General features: G+C 62.1%; 19 protein-coding genes and 1 pseudogene. 13 read left to right on the plus strand and 7 right to left on the minus strand.

All coding sequences use genetic code 11. The features are described 5' to 3' along the window. Positions 1–63 precede the first annotated feature (63 nt). From VL202_RS05090 to VL202_RS05105, 4 genes and pseudogenes are all read right to left on the minus strand, one after another. Positions 64–1,509, minus strand: a complete 1,446-nt coding sequence (locus tag VL202_RS05090) for an NAD(P)(+) transhydrogenase (Re/Si-specific) subunit beta (protein WP_325463070.1) — start codon at positions 1,507–1,509, stop codon at positions 64–66. Positions 1,510–1,525: 16 nt separating this feature from the next. Continuing rightward, on the minus strand, positions 1,526–3,100 hold the full coding sequence (locus VL202_RS05095; RefSeq protein WP_325463071.1) for a Re/Si-specific NAD(P)(+) transhydrogenase subunit alpha: 1,575 nt from the start codon (positions 3,098–3,100) through the stop codon (positions 1,526–1,528). 25 nt (positions 3,101–3,125) lie between these two features. Beyond that, positions 3,126–3,281 (minus strand): annotated as a pseudogene (locus VL202_RS05100) (SDR family oxidoreductase); the annotation flags it as partial. Positions 3,282–3,375: 94 nt separating this feature from the next. Further along, positions 3,376–3,816 carry a hypothetical protein gene (locus VL202_RS05105; RefSeq protein ID WP_325463072.1) on the minus strand — a complete coding sequence of 147 codons (441 nt, stop codon included), beginning with the start codon at positions 3,814–3,816 and terminating at the stop codon, positions 3,376–3,378. A 205-nt stretch (positions 3,817–4,021) separates the two neighbouring features. Here VL202_RS05105 and VL202_RS05110 point away from each other — a divergent pair, with 205 nt between their 5' ends. From VL202_RS05110 to VL202_RS05120, 3 genes are all read left to right on the plus strand, one after another. Then, the gene (locus VL202_RS05110) at positions 4,022–5,083 is read left to right on the plus strand and encodes an ABC transporter ATP-binding protein (protein WP_325463073.1); all 1,062 of its coding nucleotides are present in this window, start codon (positions 4,022–4,024) and stop codon (positions 5,081–5,083) included. A gap of 87 nt (positions 5,084–5,170) precedes the next feature. Beyond that, positions 5,171–6,190 (plus strand): Fe(3+) ABC transporter substrate-binding protein, encoded by a 1,020-nt coding sequence (locus VL202_RS05115; protein WP_325463074.1) that lies wholly within the window; start codon positions 5,171–5,173, stop codon positions 6,188–6,190. Between the two features lie 118 nt (positions 6,191–6,308). Continuing rightward, positions 6,309–7,937, plus strand: coding sequence for an iron ABC transporter permease (locus VL202_RS05120; protein WP_325463075.1), 1,629 nt, complete (start codon positions 6,309–6,311; stop codon positions 7,935–7,937). Between the two features lie 164 nt (positions 7,938–8,101). Here the strand turns inward: VL202_RS05120 and VL202_RS05125 are convergent, their stop codons facing one another. Further along, positions 8,102–8,869 carry an alpha/beta hydrolase gene (locus tag VL202_RS05125; RefSeq protein ID WP_325463076.1) on the minus strand — a complete coding sequence of 256 codons (768 nt, stop codon included), beginning with the start codon at positions 8,867–8,869 and terminating at the stop codon, positions 8,102–8,104. 148 nt (positions 8,870–9,017) lie between these two features. On the opposite strand from VL202_RS05125, the gene VL202_RS05130 reads away from it, so the two are divergent. Next, positions 9,018–9,464, plus strand: coding sequence for a MarR family transcriptional regulator (locus VL202_RS05130; protein WP_325463077.1), 447 nt, complete (start codon positions 9,018–9,020; stop codon positions 9,462–9,464). Position 9,465: 1 nt separating this feature from the next. Here the strand turns inward: VL202_RS05130 and VL202_RS05135 are convergent, their stop codons facing one another. Both VL202_RS05135 and VL202_RS05140 read right to left on the minus strand, forming a co-directional pair. Next, positions 9,466–9,861 (minus strand): hypothetical protein, encoded by a 396-nt coding sequence (locus VL202_RS05135; RefSeq protein ID WP_325463078.1) that lies wholly within the window; start codon positions 9,859–9,861, stop codon positions 9,466–9,468. Positions 9,862–10,012: 151 nt separating this feature from the next. Continuing rightward, the gene (locus tag VL202_RS05140; protein ID WP_325463079.1) at positions 10,013–13,357 is read right to left on the minus strand and encodes a M10 family metallopeptidase C-terminal domain-containing protein; all 3,345 of its coding nucleotides are present in this window, start codon (positions 13,355–13,357) and stop codon (positions 10,013–10,015) included. Positions 13,358–13,835: 478 nt separating this feature from the next. Between VL202_RS05140 and VL202_RS05145 the strand changes: the two genes are divergently transcribed. The 9 genes from VL202_RS05145 to VL202_RS05185 all read left to right on the plus strand — a co-directional run bounded on the left by VL202_RS05145 (position 13,836) and on the right by VL202_RS05185 (position 22,455). Then, a complete protein-coding gene (locus tag VL202_RS05145; RefSeq protein ID WP_325463080.1) occupies positions 13,836–14,126 on the plus strand; it encodes an acylphosphatase in 291 nt (96 codons plus the stop codon). A 148-nt stretch (positions 14,127–14,274) separates the two neighbouring features. Continuing rightward, positions 14,275–14,928, plus strand: a complete 654-nt coding sequence (locus tag VL202_RS05150) for a Rieske (2Fe-2S) protein (RefSeq protein WP_325463081.1) — start codon at positions 14,275–14,277, stop codon at positions 14,926–14,928. Beyond that, on the plus strand, positions 14,925–15,770 hold the full coding sequence (locus VL202_RS05155; RefSeq protein WP_325463082.1) for an aromatic ring-hydroxylating dioxygenase subunit alpha: 846 nt from the start codon (positions 14,925–14,927) through the stop codon (positions 15,768–15,770). Before VL202_RS05150 ends, VL202_RS05155 begins: the two co-directional genes overlap by 4 nt. Continuing rightward, entirely contained in the window at positions 15,770–16,429 is a 660-nt protein-coding gene (locus VL202_RS05160) for a glutathione S-transferase family protein (RefSeq protein WP_325463083.1), read from the plus strand. The genes VL202_RS05155 and VL202_RS05160 overlap by 1 nt, the downstream gene beginning before the upstream one ends. Beyond that, positions 16,426–17,796, plus strand: a complete 1,371-nt coding sequence (locus VL202_RS05165) for an amidohydrolase (RefSeq protein ID WP_325463084.1) — start codon at positions 16,426–16,428, stop codon at positions 17,794–17,796. Before VL202_RS05160 ends, VL202_RS05165 begins: the two co-directional genes overlap by 4 nt. Positions 17,797–17,821: 25 nt before the next feature. Further along, on the plus strand, positions 17,822–18,919 hold the full coding sequence (locus VL202_RS05170; RefSeq protein WP_325463085.1) for a BMP family ABC transporter substrate-binding protein: 1,098 nt from the start codon (positions 17,822–17,824) through the stop codon (positions 18,917–18,919). Positions 18,920–18,926: 7 nt separating this feature from the next. Beyond that, on the plus strand, positions 18,927–20,444 hold the full coding sequence (locus VL202_RS05175) for an ABC transporter ATP-binding protein (RefSeq protein ID WP_325463086.1): 1,518 nt from the start codon (positions 18,927–18,929) through the stop codon (positions 20,442–20,444). Further along, positions 20,441–21,547, plus strand: a complete 1,107-nt coding sequence (locus VL202_RS05180; protein ID WP_325463087.1) for an ABC transporter permease — start codon at positions 20,441–20,443, stop codon at positions 21,545–21,547. Before VL202_RS05175 ends, VL202_RS05180 begins: the two co-directional genes overlap by 4 nt. Beyond that, on the plus strand, positions 21,544–22,455 hold the full coding sequence (locus VL202_RS05185; protein ID WP_325463088.1) for an ABC transporter permease: 912 nt from the start codon (positions 21,544–21,546) through the stop codon (positions 22,453–22,455). Before VL202_RS05180 ends, VL202_RS05185 begins: the two co-directional genes overlap by 4 nt. Positions 22,456–22,462: the final 7 nt, after the last annotated feature.

The raw sequence follows: 22,462 nt of genomic DNA on the forward strand, positions 1-22,462 counted from the left end.
TGGCTGAGACGCCATTGGGTACATGCTAAAAAATGATGGGGCCTTTCGGCCCCATCTTCATGTTCAAGCGATCAATGGCAACAACTGGTCGATGCTCTTCTTGGCGTCGCCATAGAACATGCGGGTGTTGTCCTTGTAGAAAAGCGGGTTCTCGATGCCGGAATAACCGGTGCCCTGGCCGCGCTTGGAGACGAACACCTGCCTGGCTTTCCAGACCTCGAGCACCGGCATGCCGGCGATCGGGGAATTGGGGTCCTCCTGGGCAGCCGGGTTGACGATGTCGTTCGAGCCGATGACGATGACGACGTCGGTCGAGGGGAAATCGTCGTTGATCTCGTCCATTTCCAGGACGATGTCATAGGGCACCCTGGCTTCGGCCAAGAGCACGTTCATGTGGCCCGGCAGGCGACCGGCGACGGGGTGGATGGCAAAACGCACTGTCTTGCCCGACGCGCGCAGCTTGCGGGTCAGTTCCGAGACCGACTGCTGGGCCTGCGCGACCGCCATGCCGTAACCCGGCACGATAACGACACTGTCGGCATCGTTGAGCGCGGCGGCGACCCCGTCGGCATCGATGGCAATCTGTTCGCCACTGATCTCCATGGCCGGACCCGTCGTACCACCGAACCCGCCGAGGATGACCGAGATGAAGGAGCGGTTCATCGCCTTGCACATGATGTAGGACAGGATCGCGCCCGAGGAGCCGACCAGCGCGCCGGTGACGATCAGGAGATCGTTGCCGAGCGTGAAGCCGATCGCAGCCGCCGCCCAGCCGGAATAGGAATTCAGCATAGACACGACCACCGGCATGTCGGCGCCGCCGATGCCCATGATCAGGTGATAGCCGATGAAGAAGGCGAGAAGCGTCATGGCGACGAGCGTCCACGCACCGCCCCCGTTGGCATACATCAGCAGCAGCAGCAGCGACAGGATGGCCGCGGCGGCATTGAGGAAATGGCCGCCGGGCAGTTTCTTCGCCTTGCCATCGACCTTTCCGGCCAGCTTGCCGAAGGCGACGACCGAGCCGGTAAAGGTGACGGCCCCGATGAAGACGCCGAGGAAGACCTCGACCTTCATGATGGCAAGTTCGACCGGGCTTTTGTGGGCGAGGATGCCGGCAAAACCGGACAACATTGAGCGCGCCGCCTCGTCCATGCCGGTAATATTGGCCGCTTCGATATGGGCGTTGAAGCCGATGAAGACGGCGGCAAGGCCGACGAAGGAATGCAATGCCGCCACAAGCTGCGGCATCTCGGTCATCTGGACGCGGGAGGCGACGTAATATCCGAGCACCGAGCCGCCGGCGATCATGAAGACGATGATGAACCAGTTGCCGACGCTCTTGTCGATCATGGGTCCGAAGATGGTGGCGACGACGGCAAGTGCCATGCCGACAATGCCGTACCAGACGGCGCGCTTGGCGCTTTCCTGGCCGGAGAGCCCGCCGAGCGACAAGATGAAGAGGACAGCCGCGGAGATATAGGCGGCCGAAACGATACCGATGGTCATGGATTGGGCCTTTATCTCAGGACTTCTGGAACATGGCGAGCATGCGGCGCGTCACGAGGAAGCCGCCGACAATGTTGATCGTGGCGACCAGCACCGACAGGGCCGCCAGCGTCGCGACGAGCCAGTGGCTTGAACCGACCTGCAGAAGCGCGCCGAGGATGACGATGCCGGAGACCGCATTGGTCACCGCCATCAGCGGCGTGTGCAGCGAATGCGACACATTCCAGATCACCTGGAAGCCAACGAAGCAGGCAAGCACGAAGACCACGAAATGGCTCATGAAGCTCGCCGGCGCCACCGCCCCGACTATCAGCAGCAAAGCGGTCGCCACCAATAGCAGGATGCCCTGGCTCTTGGTCTGCGCCTTGAAGGCCGCCACCTCCTTTGCCCGCTTTTCCTGCGGCGTCGGTTCCTTCACCTTCTCCTTCGGTTTTTGCGCGGCGATCGCCTGGATTTTTGGCGGCGGCGGCGGATAGGTGATGTCTTTCTGATGGGCGACGGTGGCGCCACGGATGACGTCGTCGTCCATGTTATGAACGATCACACCGTCTTTCTTCGGCGTCAGGTCGGAGACCATGTGGCGCACATTGGTCGCATAGAGCGTCGAGGCCTGGGCTGCCATACGGCTGGGGAAGTCGGTATAGCCGACGATGGTGACGCCATTCGGCGAGACAATCTTCTGGTCGGGCACCGTCAGATCGCAATTGCCGCCGCGTTCGGCCGCAAGATCGATGACGACAGAGCCCGGCTTCATCGCCGCCACCATGTCTTCGAGCCAGAGTTTCGGCGCATCGCGGCCGGGAATCAGCGCCGTGGTGATGACGATGTCGATCTGAGGCGCCAGTTCCCGGAATTTTTGCAGTTGCTTCTCGCGGAATTCCGGCGAGGACGGGGCGGCATAACCGCCGGTCGCGGCGCCATCCTGGCTCTGATCGTTAAAATCGAGATAGACGAACTCAGCGCCCATGCTCTCGATCTGCTCGGCCACTTCCGGCCGCACGTCGAACGCATAGGTGATGGCACCAAGCGACGTCGCCGTACCGATCGCAGCCAATCCGGCGACACCCGCGCCGATCACCAGCACCTTGGCCGGCGGCACCTTGCCCGCCGCCGTCACCTGGCCGGTGAAGAACCGGCCGAAATTGCTGCCCGCCTCGATCACCGCCCGGTAACCGGCGATATTGGCCATCGACGACAACGCGTCCATCTTCTGGGCGCGGCTGATGCGCGGCACCATGTCCATGGCGATGACGCTGGCACCGGTCGAGCGCGCCTGTTCCAGCAATTCCTTGTTCTGCGCCGGATAGAAGAATGAGATCAGTGTCTTCTCCGCCGACAGCAGCGCCACTTCCTCCGCCTCCGGCGGCCGCACCTTGGCGATCACGTCGCCATCGGCATAAACAGCCTCGCGCGTCGCAACCACCGTCACGCCCGCAGCCCGGTACGCATCGTCCGAGAAGCCGGCCGCCAATCCTGCACCCGTCTCGATCACGCATTCATGCCCGAGCTTCTTCAATTGCAACGCACTCTCCGGCGTCAGCGCAACACGCGCCTCACCCGAAAACACCTCCCGTGGTGTCGATATCTTCATCTGTCCATCCCTGTGAATTGAATTCATCGGCGGTCCACCCACCGTCGACCATAAGTGCAGACCCTGTATCCATGGCAGAGGCATCGGAGGCAAGGAAAATAACCGCTCCCATGATATCCTCAAGCGCGCCGACGCGGCCAAGCCGGATTTTCCCCTCGATCCGCCGCACCCGATCCGGATTGGAAGGCCTGCTCCGCCAATGGCGTGCCTGCCCCATTCGATCGCCATCACTTGGTGAAGCCTTCGACCCTCGCTTGACCGTTCCGTCCAGCCGGTCACTTCTGCCGTTCAAAGGTGTAGACGACCAGATCCAGCATGATCAGCATCGTGTTCTCGTCGCGCATGTGAAAATCGAAGATACCGGTTTCGCAGGTCACATCCAGCGTCCTTGCCGGGTTCGGAAGCTGCACACGCCTGGCACTGATGACGGCTTTCTCGGCGTTTTCGGCAAACCCCTGGAAGAACCCTTCGGCTGGCATGTCCGACCAGGAAAACTTCGCGTCACCGCAGCCGAAAGGAGGCGGCCCGTCGACCGCATGGGCGGAAAACCGGATCGTCTTGCCAAGATAAGCGCCGTTCTTCTCCACCTCGACCGCGCCTCCCTCGGAGAACCGGAGGCCTGAAGCGACTGTCCATGCCCCCTCGGGCGGCGCGTCACCTGCGAAAACGCTTGCGGGAAAAACGGCGATCAGCAACACGAAGAGGAAGCGGAGCATCAGAATAGCCTTTCACAGCGGAGGGAGCCCGATTTTCAATCTTCCGCCTCCAGGATCAAGCATGAAATCACATTCGGGGATGCAAGGGGCATCGGCCAGGAGAAACCCGCCCCACACGTTGGCGCGATGGATGAAATCGGCTCTCGATGAAAGCCTCTGTCTGTGATACCTGCGCTCCGACGGATCGGAATGGACACGAAAACGCATGGGCGCGCTCGAAATTCAGGGAATCAGCCGATCGTTCGGCGGCACCGCCGCTTTGACGGATGTAACGCTGAGCGTTGCCAAGGGCGAGATCATCTGCCTTGTCGGACAATCCGGCTGCGGCAAATCATCCCTGTTGCGCATCATTGCCGGGATCGACATTCCCGACCATGGACTCATTCTCCTGAACGGCCGGCAGGCCTCTGGTCCCGACGCGTTCGTCGAGCCGGAAAACCGCAACATTGGCTTCGTCTTCCAGGATTATGCCCTTTTTCCCCACCTGACCGTCGAGCAGAACGTGCTGTTCGGGCTCAAGGGAATGGCGAAAGCCGACGCCAGCCGACGCGCGGCGGAGGTGATCGCCCAGGTCGGAATCCCGCAGCTTTCGAAGCGCTATCCGCACATGCTTTCCGGCGGCGAGCAGCAGCGTGTCGCACTGGCACGGGCCTTGGCGCCGAAGCCGGCCATCCTGCTGATGGACGAACCGTTTTCCAACCTCGATCGGGGGCTCAGGGAAAGAGTTCGCAACGAAACGCTGTCCCTGCTGCGCCAGACGCAGACCACTGTCATCATGGTCACCCATGATCCGGAAGAGGCGCTGTCGGCCGGCGACAGGGTCGTGTTGATGAAGGACGGGCGGGTCGTCCAGCAGGGTTCCGGATACGATATCCATGATCGGCCGCTGACATCCTATGCCGCCGAGTTCTTCTGCGCCTTCAACAAGGTGCCCGGCCGCTTTTCCGCAGGCCATGTCGAAACACCGCTCGGCCGCCTTCCCCACGCGCTCGATGTCGCCGACGGGACGCAGGCGCTTGTCTACCTGCGGCCCCAGGGGATCGCAGTTCGTGCGGAAGGCGCCACCTTCTCCGGGCGCGTCCGGCACCGCGTTCTCATGGGAGAGATCGAGCAGATCTCGATCGATGTCGATGGACTGGACGAACCGCTCCGCATCCGGACCATGCAGCGGCTGCCGGCAGGGGCCAATGTCGTTGGCCTTTCCATTCTGCCTGAAAGTTACCTGCTGTTTGCCGATCCCGAGCCCGGTTCGATCACAGTGACGTGACAGGTTACGGTAAACTGGCGCCGAAAAACTTGACTGCGTTTATCCATTAATGTTCGACAGCGTGGCCTGTTCACCTGGAGAACCCCCATGAAACAACTGCGCAACTCATCGACGCTTCTGGCAGCCGCATTTCTTTCGAGCGCCGGCGCCGTTTCCGCCGCCGAACTGAACATCTACACGACCCGCGAGCCGGGCCTCATCCAGCCATTGCTGGATTCCTTCACCAAGACGACCGGCACCAAGGTCAACACCGTCTTCCTCAAGGATGGGCTGGCGGAGCGCGTCGCAACCGAAGGGGCAAGCTCCCCTGCCGACGTGCTGATGATGGTCGATGCCGGCAATCTGGTCGATCTCGTCGACAAGGGCGTGACGCAGCCGATCGACTCCAAGGTGCTGACCGAAGCCGTGCCGTCGGAATTGCGCGATGCGAACGGCAACTGGTTCGGTCTCTCGATGCGAGCCCGCGTCGTCTATGCGCCGAAGGAAATGGATCTCACTGACCTGAACTACGAAGATCTCGCCGATCCCAAATGGAAGGGCAAGGTCTGCATCCGCTCGGGCCAACATCCCTATAACACGGCGCTGATTGCCGACTACCTCGCCCATCACGGCGCTGATGCAACGGAAAAGTGGCTGACCGGCCTCAAGGACAATCTCGCCCGCAAGCCAGCCGGCGGCGACCGAGACGGCGCCAAGGATATCCTCGGCGGCATCTGCGACCTTGCTATCGCCAATTCCTACTATGTCGGCCTGATGCGTTCGGGCAAGGGCGGTGACGAACAGACTACCTGGGGCAACGCCATCAAGGTGATCCTGCCGACTTTCAAGGATGGCGGCACGCAGGTGAACGTCAGCGGCGCAGCCATCGCCAAGCATGCGCCAAACAAGGCGGAAGCGGTCAAGCTGCTCGAATATCTCGTCTCCGACGAAGCCCAGAAGATTTACGCCGAGGCAAACTACGAATATCCGGTAAAGGCCGGAATCGCCGCCGATCCGATTATCGCCTCCTTCGGCGAACTGAAGATCGACAACAAGTCGCTCGCGGAAATCGTAAGCCACCGCAGGCAGGCGAGTGAACTGATCGACAAGGTCGGCTTCGACAACTGACACAGAACGAGGCGCCTGTGATGTTACAGGCGCCTCGTGGCATCAGAACGCTTCATCGCTGAAGTGCTCGCGGTATGGGTTGCATCGCATGACATTGGGCACGGGGGAAGGCAGGCGGATGCAGCGCAGCGGCGCGCTCTGGCTCGCCTGTGCCTGCGCGACAGCCTGCCTCGTTCTTCTGCCGGTGGCGGCTCTTTTCGTTCAGGCGATGCAGGGCTCGGCCGGCCTCTGGCTGCATCTGTTCGACACCGTCCTGCCCGTCGCGCTCCGGGATACAGTCATCCTTCTCACCGGCGTCGGCATTCTCACCGCCGTTCTCGGAACATCGCTTGCCTGGCTGGTCACGGCCTATGATTTTCCGGGGCGCGGGTTTCTCGAATGGGCGCTGCTGCTGCCGCTGGCGGTACCCACCTACATCATCGCCTATGCCTATCTTGATATCCTGCACCCCATCGGCTCCGTGCAGGGCGCGATCCGATGGATCCTGGGCTATGCCAGCCCGCGCGAGTTCCGCCTGCCGGACATTCGCTCGATGACGGGGTGCATCCTCCTGCTCGGTTTTGTTCTCTATCCCTATGTCTATATCCCGACCCGGGCGATGTTTCTGACCCAATCCGGCAACCTGCTCGACGCGGCGCGCACGCTCGGCATTTCACGCCGTGGCCTGTTCTGGCATCTGGCGCTGCCGCTGGCGCGCCCCGCCGTCGCCGTCGGCGTCAGCCTGGCGCTGATGGAAACGCTGAACGATATCGGCGCTGCGGAATTCCTTGGCGTGCGCACCCTGACGGTGTCGATCTACACGACCTGGATCACCCGCAACGACCTGCCGGGCGCGGCGCAGATCGCGCTTGCCTTGCTCCTTGTCGTGGTCACGTTGGTCGCGATCGAACGCTGGGCCCGCCGCCGGCAACGCTACTCGACCGGTGCACAGCGCCATCAGCGGTTCGAACCGCATCGTCCCTCCCCGCTCAAGGGCTGGATCCTGTTTGCTGCCGGCGTCTTGCCGATGCTGATCGGCTTCATCGCTCCGGCATTCTACCTCGCCTCGGAAGCCTGGAAGCGGGTACGGTTCGCGGGCCTTTCCGAGCGCTTCTTCGACGAAGCGTTCAACACGATCCTGCTGGCGCTGCTCGCAACCCTCTGCACCCTTGCCGCAGGACTGGCCGTCGCTTATGCCAATCGCTTGCGGCCGGGATCCATGTCGTCCTGGAGCTATCGGCTCTCGACCATCGGCTATGCCGCGCCGGGCAGCGTCGTTGCGCTCGGTGTTCTCATCGCGCTCGCGACGCTGGATCAGACGATCGACCGCGCGGCGGCGACATGGCTCGGCTTTGCCACCGGCCTGCTCTTCATGGGTTCGGGAATAGCGCTGGTCTATGCCTATACCGTCCGGTTCCTGGCGATCTCGGCCGGCGGGATCGATTCCGGCCTCGCCCGCATCCCGGTATCGCTCGACCAGGCATCGCGGCTGCTCGGGCAATCCGCCACCGGGACTTTCGTTCGCGTCCACTTGCCGCTGTCGCGCGCGGCGCTCATCGCCGCCGGGCTTCTCGTCTTCGTCGATTGCGTCAAGGAACTACCGGCAACCCTGCTGCTGAGGCCGCTCAACATCGAAACATTTGCTACCCATCTCTACGGCGAGGCGGCGCGCGGCACCTATGAGGAAGCCTCCATCGCCGCCCTTGCCATCGTCGCCATAGGCATCCTTCCCGTCATCTTCCTCTCCCGCATCGGCCGGACGGGCTGAAGGATCAAAGTCAGCCCCACCTGCCAAACAGGATCACCGGGATCCGATCGCCGCTTCCGTCGATGGGCTGAAACCCATGACGGGATCGCGTCGTCTTAACACCCACACGGCAAGGCCGCCACCCTTTCGGGTGACGGCATTCGAGCACGACCGGTATGCGGCGATTATTGCGCGGCCTCTTCGATCAGGTCGGCAACGGCCTGAGGCTGCGAGACCATGACGACATGGGATGCGCCCTTGATCACGACCGTGTGCTTGGAGCCTGCGCGCTCGGCCATGAAGCCGAGCGCCTGTGCCGGGATGTTCTTGTCGCCATCCCCGTAGATGAAATAGGAGGGCAGCGCCTTCCAGGCCGGAGCACCGGACTTTTCGGTCAACGCGGCTTCGGTGATCGGGCGCTGGCCGGCGGCCATCAATGCGGCATCGTCATCCGAAACATCGTGGGCAAACTGGTCGTGAAACTTCGCCTGGTCGATGGAGAGATCGACGCCACCGTTTGCCAGCTTGACCGGAGCAGCCAGCGCCTGGCCGAGCGTGCCGCCCGGGAACTTGCCGGCGAGATCGGCGGCGGCTTCCCCGGCGTCCGGAGCAAAAGCCGCGACATAGACCAGCGACTTGACATTGTCCCTGCCGTTGGCAGCGGTCGAGATCACCTGGCCGCCATAGGAATGGCCAACGAGGACGACCGATCCTTTGATGCCGGAAACAATATCGGAGACATAGGCCGCATCACCAGAAACGCTGCGCAGCGGATTGGCGGCGGCAACGACCGTGTAACCGTCCTTCTGCAGAATCTTCGTGACTCCATTCCAGCTGGAAGAATCCGCAAAGGCACCGTGGACGAGAACGATCGTGGGCTTGGCGGGTTGGGCAATTGCACTGCCTGACAGGAGAGCGGTGGCAAGGGCAACGGTGGCGGCGAGCTTGAACATGACAAAATCCTTTCGGGGTTGAGGACGAGATGATTAATTAATTTGCCTGCTATTAGTTTGTACACAATGCATATGCAACTGAAATCGCGATGTCAACCGCTTGCAAACAGATCGCGTACAAATTATTTTGATCGAAAAGGAGATAACCATGACCAAGTCAGACGACAATTCCGGAGTGGCCCGTATGCTCTGCTTTTCCCTTTATTCCGCAAGCCACGCTTTCACCCAGCTTTACCGGCCGTTGCTGGACAAACTTGGCCTCACCTACCCACAATATCTGGTTATGGTGTCGCTCTGGAACCGTGACGGACAGAACGTCAAGGAACTGGGGAAAACGCTCTTTCTGGATTCCAGCACGCTGACGCCCTTGCTCAAGCGCCTGAACGCTGCCGGGCTGATCACCAGAACGCGCAACCCGCAGGACGAACGCGAAGTCCTGCTGCATCTGACGGAGAAGGGCCGCGCGCTGCAGGATCAGTCCGATGATGTGATGCAGTGCATCGGCGAAGCGGCGGCGCTGGATACGGAGACCCTCGAAACCCTTCGCACCACGATCGACAGCCTGCGCGACAGGCTTCACGCAAAGACCACATAAATCAGTACATAACGGTCTTGAGCGTGACCGTGACCGGCAATCCCGGCTGATAACGCGCACTGCCGCGCGCCAGCAGCCAGCCGTCCGCACGCTCCAGGCGCGCAACGATCCGAAGGGGTGCCGATGCGGCCGAGGCTTCGGGCGAGGTCAGGGAGAAGGCGATCGTCTTTACGCCGCCATTGCTATCGACGCGTGTCTGCATGGCGCGCGCTTTATTCTTGGCAGCGGGATCTTCGAGATAGATCTCGAGCTGACCCTCGGGGATGGCGGAACCACCTTCAAACGTGATCGTTCCGTTGATCTCGGCCGACTGCGCGGCGCCGGGTCTCGCGACCGCGGCGAGGGCGGCGGCTCCGGCAGCCATCAACACTGTCCGGCGGTCGGTCTCGCGCGTCATTTCATCCTCCACAATCGATCGCAGTCTCCGGGCGGTCGCAGTCTTGCTGCTCAGTCGGCGATCCACACGGGAACCAAGGTCTCACGCGACGCGTGCTCCATCCCAAGGATTGCGGGTCGGGGCGCCCGAAAAGCGCCCCAACCCTGTCACATCAGATGATGATGAAGTCCGATGCCGAGAGCTGCAGGTTTTTGCCCAGTTGGGCAAACTGGACGGATGCGGCATTTCCACCGCCATCCTCGTCATAGGACAGAGCACCACTGTCCGTGTCGTAAATGATACGGTCGTCGGCATCATGGGCGACACCCGCCGCACTCTTGTAGAATGCGCCGAGGGCCAACGCTCCTTCACCGCCCAGGGCCTGGAAGATGAGATTGTCCAGCAGGATCGTGTCGTCCACCACATTGAAGTCCGTGATCCGGTCGATATTGCCATTGCCGAGCTCGGTCGAGAAGCGAAAGTTATCCTCTCCCGTCCCACCGGTCAGCATATCGGCGGCAAGCCCGCCATCCAGCAAGTCGCTGCCACGGCCGCCGTCGAGGATATCGGCTCCGGCAACACCCGGCTCGACCGGGGCCGGCGGAAACTCGACCGAGACGTTCAGCTCATAGGTAGAGCCATCCGGCACGACCGGTGCCCAGCCGTCACCCGGCGCATCCGGCGACCAACTGCCTTCCAGGATAAAGTAAGTACCGGTTTCCTGGACGACGAAGACCGTGCTCGAATCCCGGCTGCTTGTGGAACCGGGATCGCCGCCGCCATCGTCGTTCTGGGCGACGATATTGCCATCGCCGTCCAGCAGCCTGACCCAGCTGTCGTGAACTTCGGGGTCGGCAATGTGGTCGATGTCGATCGAAATGACCGTACCGGCTGCCAGATCGACGCTGTAATAGCCGCCCTGACCATTGCCGGTGGCGTTGACGGTGGTGTGGAGGGCTGTCGTCGAATCGAAGATGTCGGGGTCAGCGGTCAGGGAGAAGTTGTTGGAAATATCGAAGGCGGTTGCGATCGAATTGTTCGTCGCGTCGGGGCCGAGCGTGGCATAACCCGTCCCCAGGCCCGGGCGCGGCGGTGCATCGCCCTGATAGGCGAAATCGCCAAGCAGGGTGTCGTCGCCGTCGCCGCCGTCGATCTTGTCGCGTCCCCCCTGGCCGGTCAGCACATTGGCCGCATTGTTTCCAGTCAGATGGTCGTTGAAGCCCGAACCGGCGAGATTTTCGATCGAGACGTATCGGTCTCCGCCAGAGCCGCGTCCGTTAAGCGAAAGTCTGAGGCCACTGGTCGCATCGGAGTAATCGGCCGTGTCGCTGCCGGCGCCGCCGTTCAGACGGTCGGCTCCACGCCCCCCGGTCAGGACATCGTCGCCGGCACCGCCGGAGAGGTCGTTGGCCTTGTCATTGCCGATGATATGGTCGTTGAAGGATGAGCCGACGACGTTTTCGAAGCCGGCGAGCATGTCATGCCTGATCGTCGTGCCACGCCCGACGATCTGCACCGGGCCGTCGCCATCACCGCCATTGGCCGTGCCATTTGCCAGATCGATCGTGACACCATCGGAGCTACCCGCATAGACGACCGTGTCGATGCCGGAGCCACCGTCCAGATAGTCCTGGCCAGCACCACCGATGATCGTGTCGTTGCCGGCTTCCCCATAGAGGATATCGCCGTCATTGCCGCCATCCAGGATGTCGTTGCCGCCGCCGCCGTTGAAATAGTCGCCGCCGCCCTGGCCCCAGAAATGGTTTGCGGCATTGGTGCCGATGAAACGGTCGATCCGGTCATCGGAGCCGATCAGGTTTTCGATGCTGAAGAACGTGTCGCCGGATGCAGTACCGCCGCTGGCCGTGTTCGTGGCGAGATTGACGAGCAACTGGAAAGGGCTTTCCTTGCTGTAATCGACCGTGTCGATGCCGGCGCCGCCGCGGAAGATGTCGATGCCGTCCTGACCGCTCAGCGTATCGTCGCCGCTGCCGCCATCGAGGATATCGTTGCCCTGACCGCCGAGAATGGTGTCGTTGCCGGCACCACCATAGAGCGTGTCGTTGCCATCGTCGCTTTCGGTCTGGTCTTCGAGATCTTCGATGTCGATCGTGTTGTTGATGTCGCGGCTGGCGAGCGAGTCGCGACCGCCGGTGATCACGTCGTCCCCGCCCTTGCCGAAGATCGTATCGTCGCCAGCGCCGCCATCGAGCGTGTTGTTGCCGTTGTCGCCGAAGATGATGCTGGTCATCGTGTTGTCGCCGATGTCGGGCTGTGGCTCGCTATCGCCAGTGTAGCCCGGGTTCAGCGACGACTTGCTCGCATAGATGATATGCTCGACATTGGCGATGTGCTTGATGTGCAGCCCTCTGGAGAGCAGGACGACGGTGTCGTTGCCGCCATTCGCGGTCTCGCGAACGATATCGTCGATGGAATCGACGAAATAGACGTCATCGCCACCATTGCCCGCCATCCGGTCGGCACCGCCGCGTCCATCAAGCACGTTGTTGCCGTCATTGCCGATCAGGATGTCATCGTACCGGCTGCCGATACCGTTCTCGATATAATAGTCGCTGCCATCGGCATTGTGTCCGGCAAAGATCGAGACATTGTTGTGATGACCGTTGACGCTGGAGAACTGCCCGGCGCGCAGGTCGAGGGTCGTACCGGCTGTCGAGCCGGAGAAGTCGAGCGTGTCGGTGCCGCCGGTATCGTGGATCGCAAAGCCGATATCGTGCTGCATGCCCGAGACAGTCAGCCTGTAGCCGCCCTGCGGGGCACCGAAGCCGTAGACATTGTTGCCGGTGTTGAGATCGATCTGCTGATAGGTGCGAACGCCATTGTCATCGACCGTCGAGTAAAAGCGGCGGATGACTGCCTCGATATCGGCCATGAGCGGTGTCGAGGCCGACCAGCGGCTGGTTTCGCCGACATCGATCCCGTCGAAATAGGACATGACGCTGTATTGCTGGCGGTCATAGGTCCAGGTCGCGTTGTTCAGATAATTGATCTGCACGCCGCCGGGGCCACTGTAATTGTAGAGCCCGGGATGGTTGAGGCCGAATTCATGGCCGAATTCGTGGATGAAGGAATCGAAGACATAGCCGCCGACATCCGTCTTGTTGGGCTCAGTGTCGTGGAAACGCTGGCCGATGCTGACATAGCGGTTGGCGGAATAGGCGCTGCCGTCATCCTCCTCGCCCACTTCCGGGCTGACGACCTCAATCCAGTCGGTTGCCTCGTCGAACGGCGCGTCATCGACGATCTCGAATTTCAGCGGCGTGACGGATGCCCACATCTGCAGGGCGCCGATCGCGGCGGCCTTGTATTCGGGATGATCGTTGAGCCCTGAAACGTTGATTCTCAAGGTTTCCGCCGCGATTTCCGGCGTCAGGCTGCGAGGCAGGGCCCCGAGATAGTCGAGAAAGGAATCATAGTCCTCGCTCTTTCCGTAAGGGTTATCCGGGGTCTGATCGTTGATCCACCATTGGTCAAGAATGTGACGTGGTTTCGGCATCGTGAGGCTCCTCTCCGACTATTGTGTTCAGTTACGACTTGCGCCGCGCTGCACCCCAATTTTCACAGGCATTGCTCCTCGCTTTGCCTGTGAGCCCCGGTCACCCCGCCGAGCAATCTAGTCGAAATCGTCGCTTTGTCACCCCTAGAATGGCATGGGGACAGCGTCACGGCCGGGAACCGGGCGTTCGCAAACCGTCTCAGACCGGCAAAATGGAAAGAAAACCTTGGTCCCTGAGATATTGAAATCATTGGCGTGTTGCGCCCGGTGTGACAGCTCTCTGAAGTTGTCAAAATGCCAGCCGGAGACATCGAATTTTCTTGCACCAGCCAAGGCAATTGACCATCGAATACCGGTCTTCCACAGGCACCGCCCCCGGAATTCTTGCCATGGCGGACTTGAGCCCATGGCCTTGCCTTGACGATCCCCATCCGTATGTTCATTGCAATATTATCCTTGGGACAGGAACGGGATTTTGATGATGGGGCCGCAACAGAGCCATCGACAGGAGCGGATGACGATCCTTGGCGATCTCGACGGCCCGTCCTTCGTGCCCTGGATCCGGCGTCATGCCGCCAAGCTGGGACTGTCTCAAACCATCTCCCATGCCGGTCCCGACCGGATCGAACTCGACGTCGCCGGAGCCGTCGAACTGATCGACATGATGGAAGTCGGATGCCTGCTCGGACCGATCGACGTCTGGATCGAAACGATCGATCGAGAACCTCTCGGAGATGAAAACAGCGCGCGTCCGGAGCATGCCCTTTGACCGCCCCAACCAGAATTTGCCCGTCCTTTAATCAATATTGCCAATGCGAAAAAATTATGCAAACGTGTTGGCGGTCCAGTTGAAGAGGGTTGCGACAGCGTCCGGATAAAACTTGACAAGATATTGAAATAATTCAGAAAGACCACCCATGCAACCCGATACGGCCGGCTCCTGGACGCCAGTCGCCCTTTCCGCCGACCTGCCGGCGGGAACCGTCATGCCGGCGCATATACCTGCCGGAACGATTGCCCTCTGGCGCAGCGAAAGCGGGCGCCCTGCGGCGACGGCCAATCGCTGCCCCCATCGTGGCATGAGCCTTTCGCATGGCTTCGTGCGTGGGGAATCCCTTTCCTGCATCTATCACGGCTGGAGCTATGCCCAGGCCGGAAACTGCATCCGCATTCCCGCTCATCCGGGCCTGGAACCGCCGGAAACGATCCGGGCGAAAACCTTTACAGTCGAGGAAGCCGGCGGCGTGATCTGGGTCGCGACCGATGAACCGGCGAGCAAGCCGCCTCTCCTCGATGGCCTGACGCCGCTGCGTTCGATGACGACCGATGCCGGCCTTGCCGCAATCGAGGCAGCCGCGGGCGCCAAGGCGAGCGCCGAAGGGCTTGTCGTTCCGGTCGAAAATGCCGACACTCTCTGTCTTCTCGTATCTGCCCGCGACGATGGGCAGACACTGATCCATTTGCTGACGAAGGGCGAAGCAAACCCGGCTGCCCGTATCGCCGCATCGCACGTTGCGGAAAACCTGCGCCGAGCCGCCGAGGTTCTTCAGAAGAAGGAGATCGCAGCATGAGCATTCAGGCGATGATCGACGAATGGTATCCGGTGGGCATTGCCGCGCAGCTTGATCCGGCTGGGCGCCAGACCATGCTGATGGGCGAGCCCATCGCGGTGGCCGCCGACGCCGATGGAAATGCCAAGGTGACGGGCGGCAATGGCCGGTCGTTGCCGGTTCTGGTGCGCTACGGCCATGTCTGGACCTCGCTCGGCGAGCCGAAGAAGGACCTTTTCCCGATCCCGGAAGCGGATCAGCCCGGCCGCCGGTTCGTCGATGTCGGCGTGGTGCGCGTGCGCTGCTCGCCGCTCAGGGCCGTCGAGAACTTCCTCGATGTCGCCCATTTCCCCTTCGTCCATACTGATATCCTTGGCGCCGAGCCGCATACGGAAGTGCAGGATTACAAGGTCGAAATCCGCGACAGCGTCGACGAGGTCTGGGCGACGCAGGTGAAATTCTACCAGCCGCAGGCGGCGAAATCCGCAAGCGGTGGCATCACGACCGAATATATGTACCGCGTACCCGCGCCGACCTGCACCGTACTCTACAAGACCTGCCCGCCGCGCCCGAGCGAATGGGATGTGATCACGCTGTTCGTGCAGCCGCTGACGGAAGAGCTCTGCGACGTCTGGCCGTGGATGGCACTGTTCGATGACGAAACATCGATGACCGATCTCATCCACTTTCAGCAGACGATCTTCCTGCAGGACCGCTCGATCCTTGAAAACCAGATCCCGCGCCGATTACCGCTCGATCCCGGCATGGAAATCCCGACCCGGGCCGATCTGACCTCGATCGCCTACCGGCGCTGGCTCAAGCGCCACAACTACACCTATGGCGCGCAACTGGTGGCGCAATAATGAAGCTCTACGACTATATCCTCTCGCCAAGCTGCTACAAGGTTCGCCTGATGGCGGCGCTGACCGGCGTCAAGCTCGACATCCGCCCCGTCGATTTCCATCCCGGCCTCGAACATCGTGGCCCCGAACTTCTGGCGCTCAATCCGGCGGGCTCGATCCCGATCCTCGAAGACGGCGACCTTATTTTCACCGAGTCCTCCGCCATCCTCGTCTATCTCGCGGCACAAGCCGGGCCGCAATGGCTGGCCGGCGACAAGCCGGAGGAAGCAGCCCGCGTGCAGCAATGGCTTTCCTTCTCAGGACGGCTGACGGCAAGCCTTGGTGGTGCGCGCCTGCATGAAATGCTGTTGCGCCCCGGCGACATCGATGCGCTGCAGGCCCAGGGCATCGCTGCCCTGCGCGAGCTGGAACTCGGGCTGTTCGAACAGGCGCAACGCGGCAAACGCTTCCTTGCCGCCGACCGGCCGACCGTCGCCGACATCGCCTGCTTCCCCTATGTGGCGCTGGCGCCGGATGGTGGCGTCTCGCTCGATCCCTATCCGGCAATCCGTTTGTGGTCGCGGGCGCTGCGCTCGCTCGACCATTTCATCGAAATGCCGGGCATCCACCGGCTGCATGAACTGAAGGCCGAACCGACGGTCGAGGAAAGCAAGGCATGAGCGGATATCTCCTGAAAAACTGCGCGGCTGTGATCGTCGATGACGGCAAAGGCCCGGCGGTCCGGCGCAATGTCGATCTTCTGACCGATGGTCCGGCCATCAAGGCGATCGGCGAAAACCTCGTCGCCCCCGCCGGTACCACGGTTCAGGATGCCACCGGCTGGTTCGTCTATCCCGGCCTCGTCAACACCCATCACCATTTCTTCCAGTGCTTCGTGCGCAACCGTGCCGATCTCGACTGGACCAAGCTTTCGGTGATCGAATGGCTGGACAAGATCTACCCGATCTTCTCGCAGCTCAACGAGGACTGCTTCTACCATTCCTCCGTTACCGCCATGGCCGAGCAGATCAAACACGGCTGCACCACCGCCTTCGATCATCAGTACAATTTCCCGCGCCATGCCGGAAAGCGGCTGATTGACCGCCAGTTCGAAGCGGCTGATCTCTTGGGCATGCGCTTCCACGCCGGCCGCGGCGGCAACACGCTGCCGAAGTCGGAAGGCTCGACCATTCCCGACGAGATGCTGGAAACGACCGACGAATTCATCGCCGATTGCGCCCGCCTCATCGATACCTATCATGACGCCACCCCCTTCAGCATGCGCCAGGTCGTCGTCGCCCCCTGCCAGCCGGTCAACTGCTATCGCGAGACCTTCGTTGAATCGGTTGCACTCGCGCGGGACAAGGGCGTCTTCCTGCACACCCATGTCGGCGAGGGCGAAAGTCCGGTCATCCTGGCCCGCCACGGCAAGCGCACCGTCGATTATCTCGAAGAACTCGGCTTTTCCGGCCCGGACACCTTTTATGCCCACTGCTGGGAACTGAGCCATGACGAACTGAGAACGATGGCTGCGAGCGGCACCGGGGTGTCCCATTGCCCCGAGCCCGTCTATCTGGTCGGCGCTGAGGTCACCGACATCCCGGCCATGGCAACGCTTGGCGTTCGCATCGGCCTCGGCTGCGATGGCGCGGCCTCCAACGACAATTCCAACCTGATGCACTGCCTGCATTCGGCCTACATGCTGCAATGCCTCGTCGCCTCGACCCGCAACCACCCGGTTCCGGCGCCGGTCGATTTCCTCGGCTACGGCACCACCGGTGGTGCCAGCCTGCTTGGTCGCAACGATCTCGGCCGCCTCGCCCCCGGCATGGCCGCCGATTTCTTTGCCATCGACACCCGCCGCATGGATTATGTCGGCACCCGGCACGATCCCCTGAGCCTGATCCCCCGCGTCGGCATCGGCATGGCTGTCGATATGACGATGATCAACGGTCGCATCGTCTGGCAGGACGGCGCGTTCCCGGGCCTCGACGAGGGAAAACTTGCCGCGGACGCCGAAGCCGCGCTCGCCACCGTTGAATTCTGATAAAACCAACAGAGGGAATAAAACCATGACCAACATCACCCGCAGAACCCTGATGAAGGCAGCCGCCGCCACGGGTCTCGCCGGCGCGCTCGGCGGCCGCATGGCCTTTGCCGCAGACGAGCCCTTTGGCATCGCGCTTGTCGTTCCCTCGCCGATCGGCGATGTCGGCTGGGGTCATGCGCTCGCCGCCGGTCTCGAGCCGCTCAAGGCCGCCTATGGCGACAAGGTGAAGGTCACCATCCTCGAAAACATCATGGAAGGCCCGGACGCCGACCGCATCATGACCAAGACCGTCGCGGACGGGAACAAGATCCTGATCGCCGGCTCCTTCGGCTATCAGAACGGCGCGCTCCAGATCGCCCGCCGCAACCCCGATGTCACCGTGCTGCATGCCTCCGGTTTCCAGGTCGCGCCGAACTTCTCGCCGTTTGCCGCAAAGTATTTCCAGGGCACCTACCTGCTTGGCATGGCCGCCGCCGCCATGTCCAAGACCGGCAAGCTCGGTTCAGTCTCGGCCTTCGCCATCCCGGAACTGATCACCTCTATCAACGCCTTCGCGCTCGGCGCGCAGGCCGTCAACCCGGATATCGAAGTTTCGGTCGTCTGGGTCAATTCCTGGTTCGATCCGGCCAAGGAGCAGGAAGCGGCCAAGGCCCTGATCGCGCAGAAGTGCGACGTGATCTTCTCCAATGCGCAGGATACGCCCTCGGTCGTCGCGGCCTGCGAGGAGGCCGGCGTCTATTCCTTCAACCTCAACTCCTCGATGAAGAAATACGCGGAAAAGACCTATCTCGGCTGCGTCGCCACCGACTGGTCGCCCTTCTTCAAGGCCTCGGTCGAGGCACACCTCGCCGGCAGCTTCAAGGGTGCGAACGCCTTCCTCGGCGTTGCCGACAAGGTCGTTCAAGTGACCGACTGGAACCCAGGCATCCCGGCCGAGACCATGACCAAGATCAAGGACGTCGAAGCCAAGATCGCCGACGGCAGCTTCTCGCCGTTCACCGGCCCACTTATCAAAGCGGATGGTTCGGAAGGCGTCGCAAGCGGCGCAACGATGACCGATGCCGAGATCGTCGCCATGGATTGGCACGTCAAGGGCGTCGCAACCCCGCTGCCGAAGTAAGCCGCCCATGAACACCCCGCTCCTGTCGCTGCGCGGCATTTCGAAAAGCTACGGTCCGATCCAGGCCAACCAGGAGATCGACCTTACCGTAGCCGAAAATTCGATCCACGCGGTCCTCGGGGAAAACGGGGCGGGGAAATCGACGCTGATGAAACTCATCTACGGCGTCGAACAGCCGGACGGCGGAAGCGCCGTCTGGCAGGGCGAAGCACTCCACCTTGCCTCGCCAGCCGATGCCCGACGCCGGGGCATCGGCATGGTTTTCCAGCATTTTTCGCTGTTCGAGACCCTGACGGTGGTGGAAAATATCCAGCTTGTTGTGCCCGGCCGGAAGAGCGAACTCGTCGAGCGCATCCGCGCGCTCGGCCGCGATTTCGGGCTTGAGGTCGATCCGATGGCGCATGTACACGCGCTCTCCGTCGGCGAGCGGCAGCGGGTGGAAATCATCCGCTGCCTGATGACCAACCCGAAGCTCCTGATCCTCGACGAGCCGACCTCGGTCCTGCCGCCGCAATTGGTGGAGAAACTGTTCGACACGCTGCGCCGCCTGCGCGACGGCGGCGTCTCCATTCTCTTTATTTCCCACAAGCTGGAAGAAATCAGGGCGATCTGCGATCGTGCCACCATCCTGCGCGGCGGCCGCGTCACCGGCCATATCGATCCGCGCGAGCATGATGCCCATGATCTTGCCCGCATGATGATCGGCCGCGACATGCCCGAACCGTTGCCGGCCGTAGACATGCCGGGCGGCGACAAGCAGCTTGAGATCATCGGATTGAGCTACACACCGGACGATCCTTTCGCCGTCTCGCTCGCCGATATCAACCTCCAAGTGCGCGCCGGTGAAATCCTCGGCATCGCCGGCATTTCGGGTAACGGTCAGGGCGAACTTGCCGCCCTGATCTCCGGCGAAACCGTTCTTGGCCGCGAACAACGCGACCGCATCTTCATGATGGGCAGAGATGTGGGCCTGCTTCCGCCAGCCGCCCGCCGCCAGCTTGGTTTTGCCTTCGTGCCGGAAGACCGGCTCGGACGCGGCGCGGTTCCCGAAATGTCGCTGGTGATGAACAGCCTGCTGACAGCCCATCCCCTGAAGCTCGTGAAAGGTGGCCTCGTCGACAAGACGCGCGCCACAGCCTTCGCCAATGAATGCATCCGCGACTACGACGTGCGCACGCTCGGCCCGGACGCCGAAGCGGGAGCCCTCTCGGGCGGCAACTTGCAGAAATTCATCGTCGGCCGCGAAATCATGCTGGCGCCGAAACTCCTGTTCGTGGCGCAACCGACCTGGGGCGTCGATATTGGCGCGGCATCGGCCATCCGCCGTCGGCTGATCGCGCTGCGCAACGAAGGCATGGCGATCCTCGTGATTTCCGAGGAACTGGAAGAACTGTTCGAACTCTCCGATACCATCCAGGTCCTGCATCACGGCAGTTTAAGCGAGCCGCTGGTGACGCGCGATACGAAGGCTGAGGAGATCGGCCGCTACATGATCGGGGCGAACCCCATGAAAGCCTCCGCATGAGCCTCTTTGCCTCCCTGCCCTACCTTGTCCGCCGGCAGCGCGCCTCTTTGGCAGCCACGTTGATCGCGCCGCCCGCAGCGCTCGCCGCGGCCATCGTTCTCAATCTCATTCTCTACATGATCATCGGCCGCGATCCGCTGGCCGTACTGCACGCCATGATCCTCGAGCCCTTTCTCTCCTGGGCGTCGTTCTCGGAAGTCCTGCTGAAGACCGGGCCGCTGCTGCTCATCGCGCAAGGCCTTGCCATCGGTTTTCGCGCGAAGGTGTTCAACATCGGCGCGGAAGGGCAGTTCATCCTCGGGGCGATCTTCGCATCCGCCATCCCGGTCTGGTTTCCGCAGGCGACGGGTGGCTGGATCTGGCCCTCCATGCTGCTGCTCGGCGCCATCGGCGGTGCGCTCTGGGCCTCGCTCACCGCCTTCTGGCGTGTGCGATTGAATGCCAACGAAATCCTCGTCTCGCTCATGTTGAGCCTGATCGCCGCGCAATTCCTCTATTACCTGCTGCTCGGCCCGTGGAAAGATCCCGCCGGCTTCAATTTCCCGCAATCGGTGATGTTCCAGTATGATGCGATGGTGCCGACGCTGTTTGCCGGCACGCGCGTCAATGTGTCGATCCTGATCGCGCTCGCGCTTTCGATTGTCGCCTGGCTGTTCATGGAAAAGAGCTTCATGGGCTACAAGCTGCAGGTCGCAGGGCTGGCGCCCCGAGCCGCCAGTTATGCCGGCTTCAAGGAAAGCCGGGCCATCTGGCTGTCGCTGCTGATCGGCGGCTTTGCGGCCGGGCTTGCGGGGGCGGCGGAAGTTGCCGGTCCCCTCGGCCAGTTGCAGCGCTCGATCTCCACCGGCTATGGTTATGCCGCGATTATCGTCGCCTATCTCGGGGCCCTGCATCCGATCGGCATCGTCATCTCCTCGCTGGTCATGGCCGTCATCTATATCGGCGGCGACAATGCCATGGTCTCGGCAGACCTGCCGATCGCCGCCGTCCGTGTCTTCCAGGGAAGCCTGCTGCTCGCCTATCTCATCGCCGTCGCCTTCGTACGCTACCGCCTCGAATGGCCGCATGTTGCCCAGCAGACCGCGAAGGAGAGCACGCCGTGAACGCCATCGAGTTCATCCTTGCCGGCATGCTGGCGGCCGCCACGCCGTTCCTGCTCGCCGCCCTCGGCGAAATGGTGACGGAGCGCGCCGGCGTGCTCAATCTCGGGGTCGAGGGGCTGATGGCACTTGGCGCCGTCATCGCCTTCATCGTCGTCTATCATGGTGGCGGTCATTTCCTTGCCTTCATCGCCGCGGGTCTGAGCGCCACCCTGTTGTCGCTGGTCTTCGCCTTCGTTGCGCTCGGCTTTCGCGCCAACCAGGTGGCGACTGGCCTTGCCATCGGCATTCTCGGCCAAGGGCTGTCTGCTCTCTTCGGCAAGACCTATGAGAGCCTGACGGTCAAGGGCCTGCCGAAGATCGCCATTCCCGGCCTCTCCGACATCCCCGTCGTCGGCGGCCTGTTCGAACAGGATATCGTCGTCTGGTTGTCGCTTCTGGGCACGCTCGCCATCTGGGCGACCTTCGCCTTCACCAGGACCGGCCTCGTCATCCGCGCCGTCGGTGAAAATCCGAAGGCGGCGCATGCGATCGGCTATCCCGTTATCACCGTACGCGTCGCGGCAATCGCCTTCGGCGGCATGATGGCGGGTTTCGCCGGCGCCTATGCCTCGGTCATCTATACCCCGCTTTGGGCAGACGGCATGATTGCCGGCCGCGGCTGGATCGCAATCGCGCTCGTCGTCTTTGGAACCTGGCTGACGGGCCGCATCTTTCTCGGCGCCTGCCTGTTCGGCGCGGTGTCGCTGATGAGCCTCGCTGCCCAGGCAACCGGCCTCGACCTGCCCTCGCAGCTTCTGTCCAGCCTGCCCTACATCGTCACCATCATCGTGCTCGGCATCATCTCCGCCGACCGCCGCTTGCTGAAACTCAATGGCGTCGCCTCGCTCGGCGAGCCGTTCGAACGGTAGAGGTTCC

This window comes from Pararhizobium sp. (assembly GCF_035497515.1).
In the GTDB taxonomy this organism is placed as follows: domain Bacteria; phylum Pseudomonadota; class Alphaproteobacteria; order Rhizobiales; family Rhizobiaceae; genus Pararhizobium.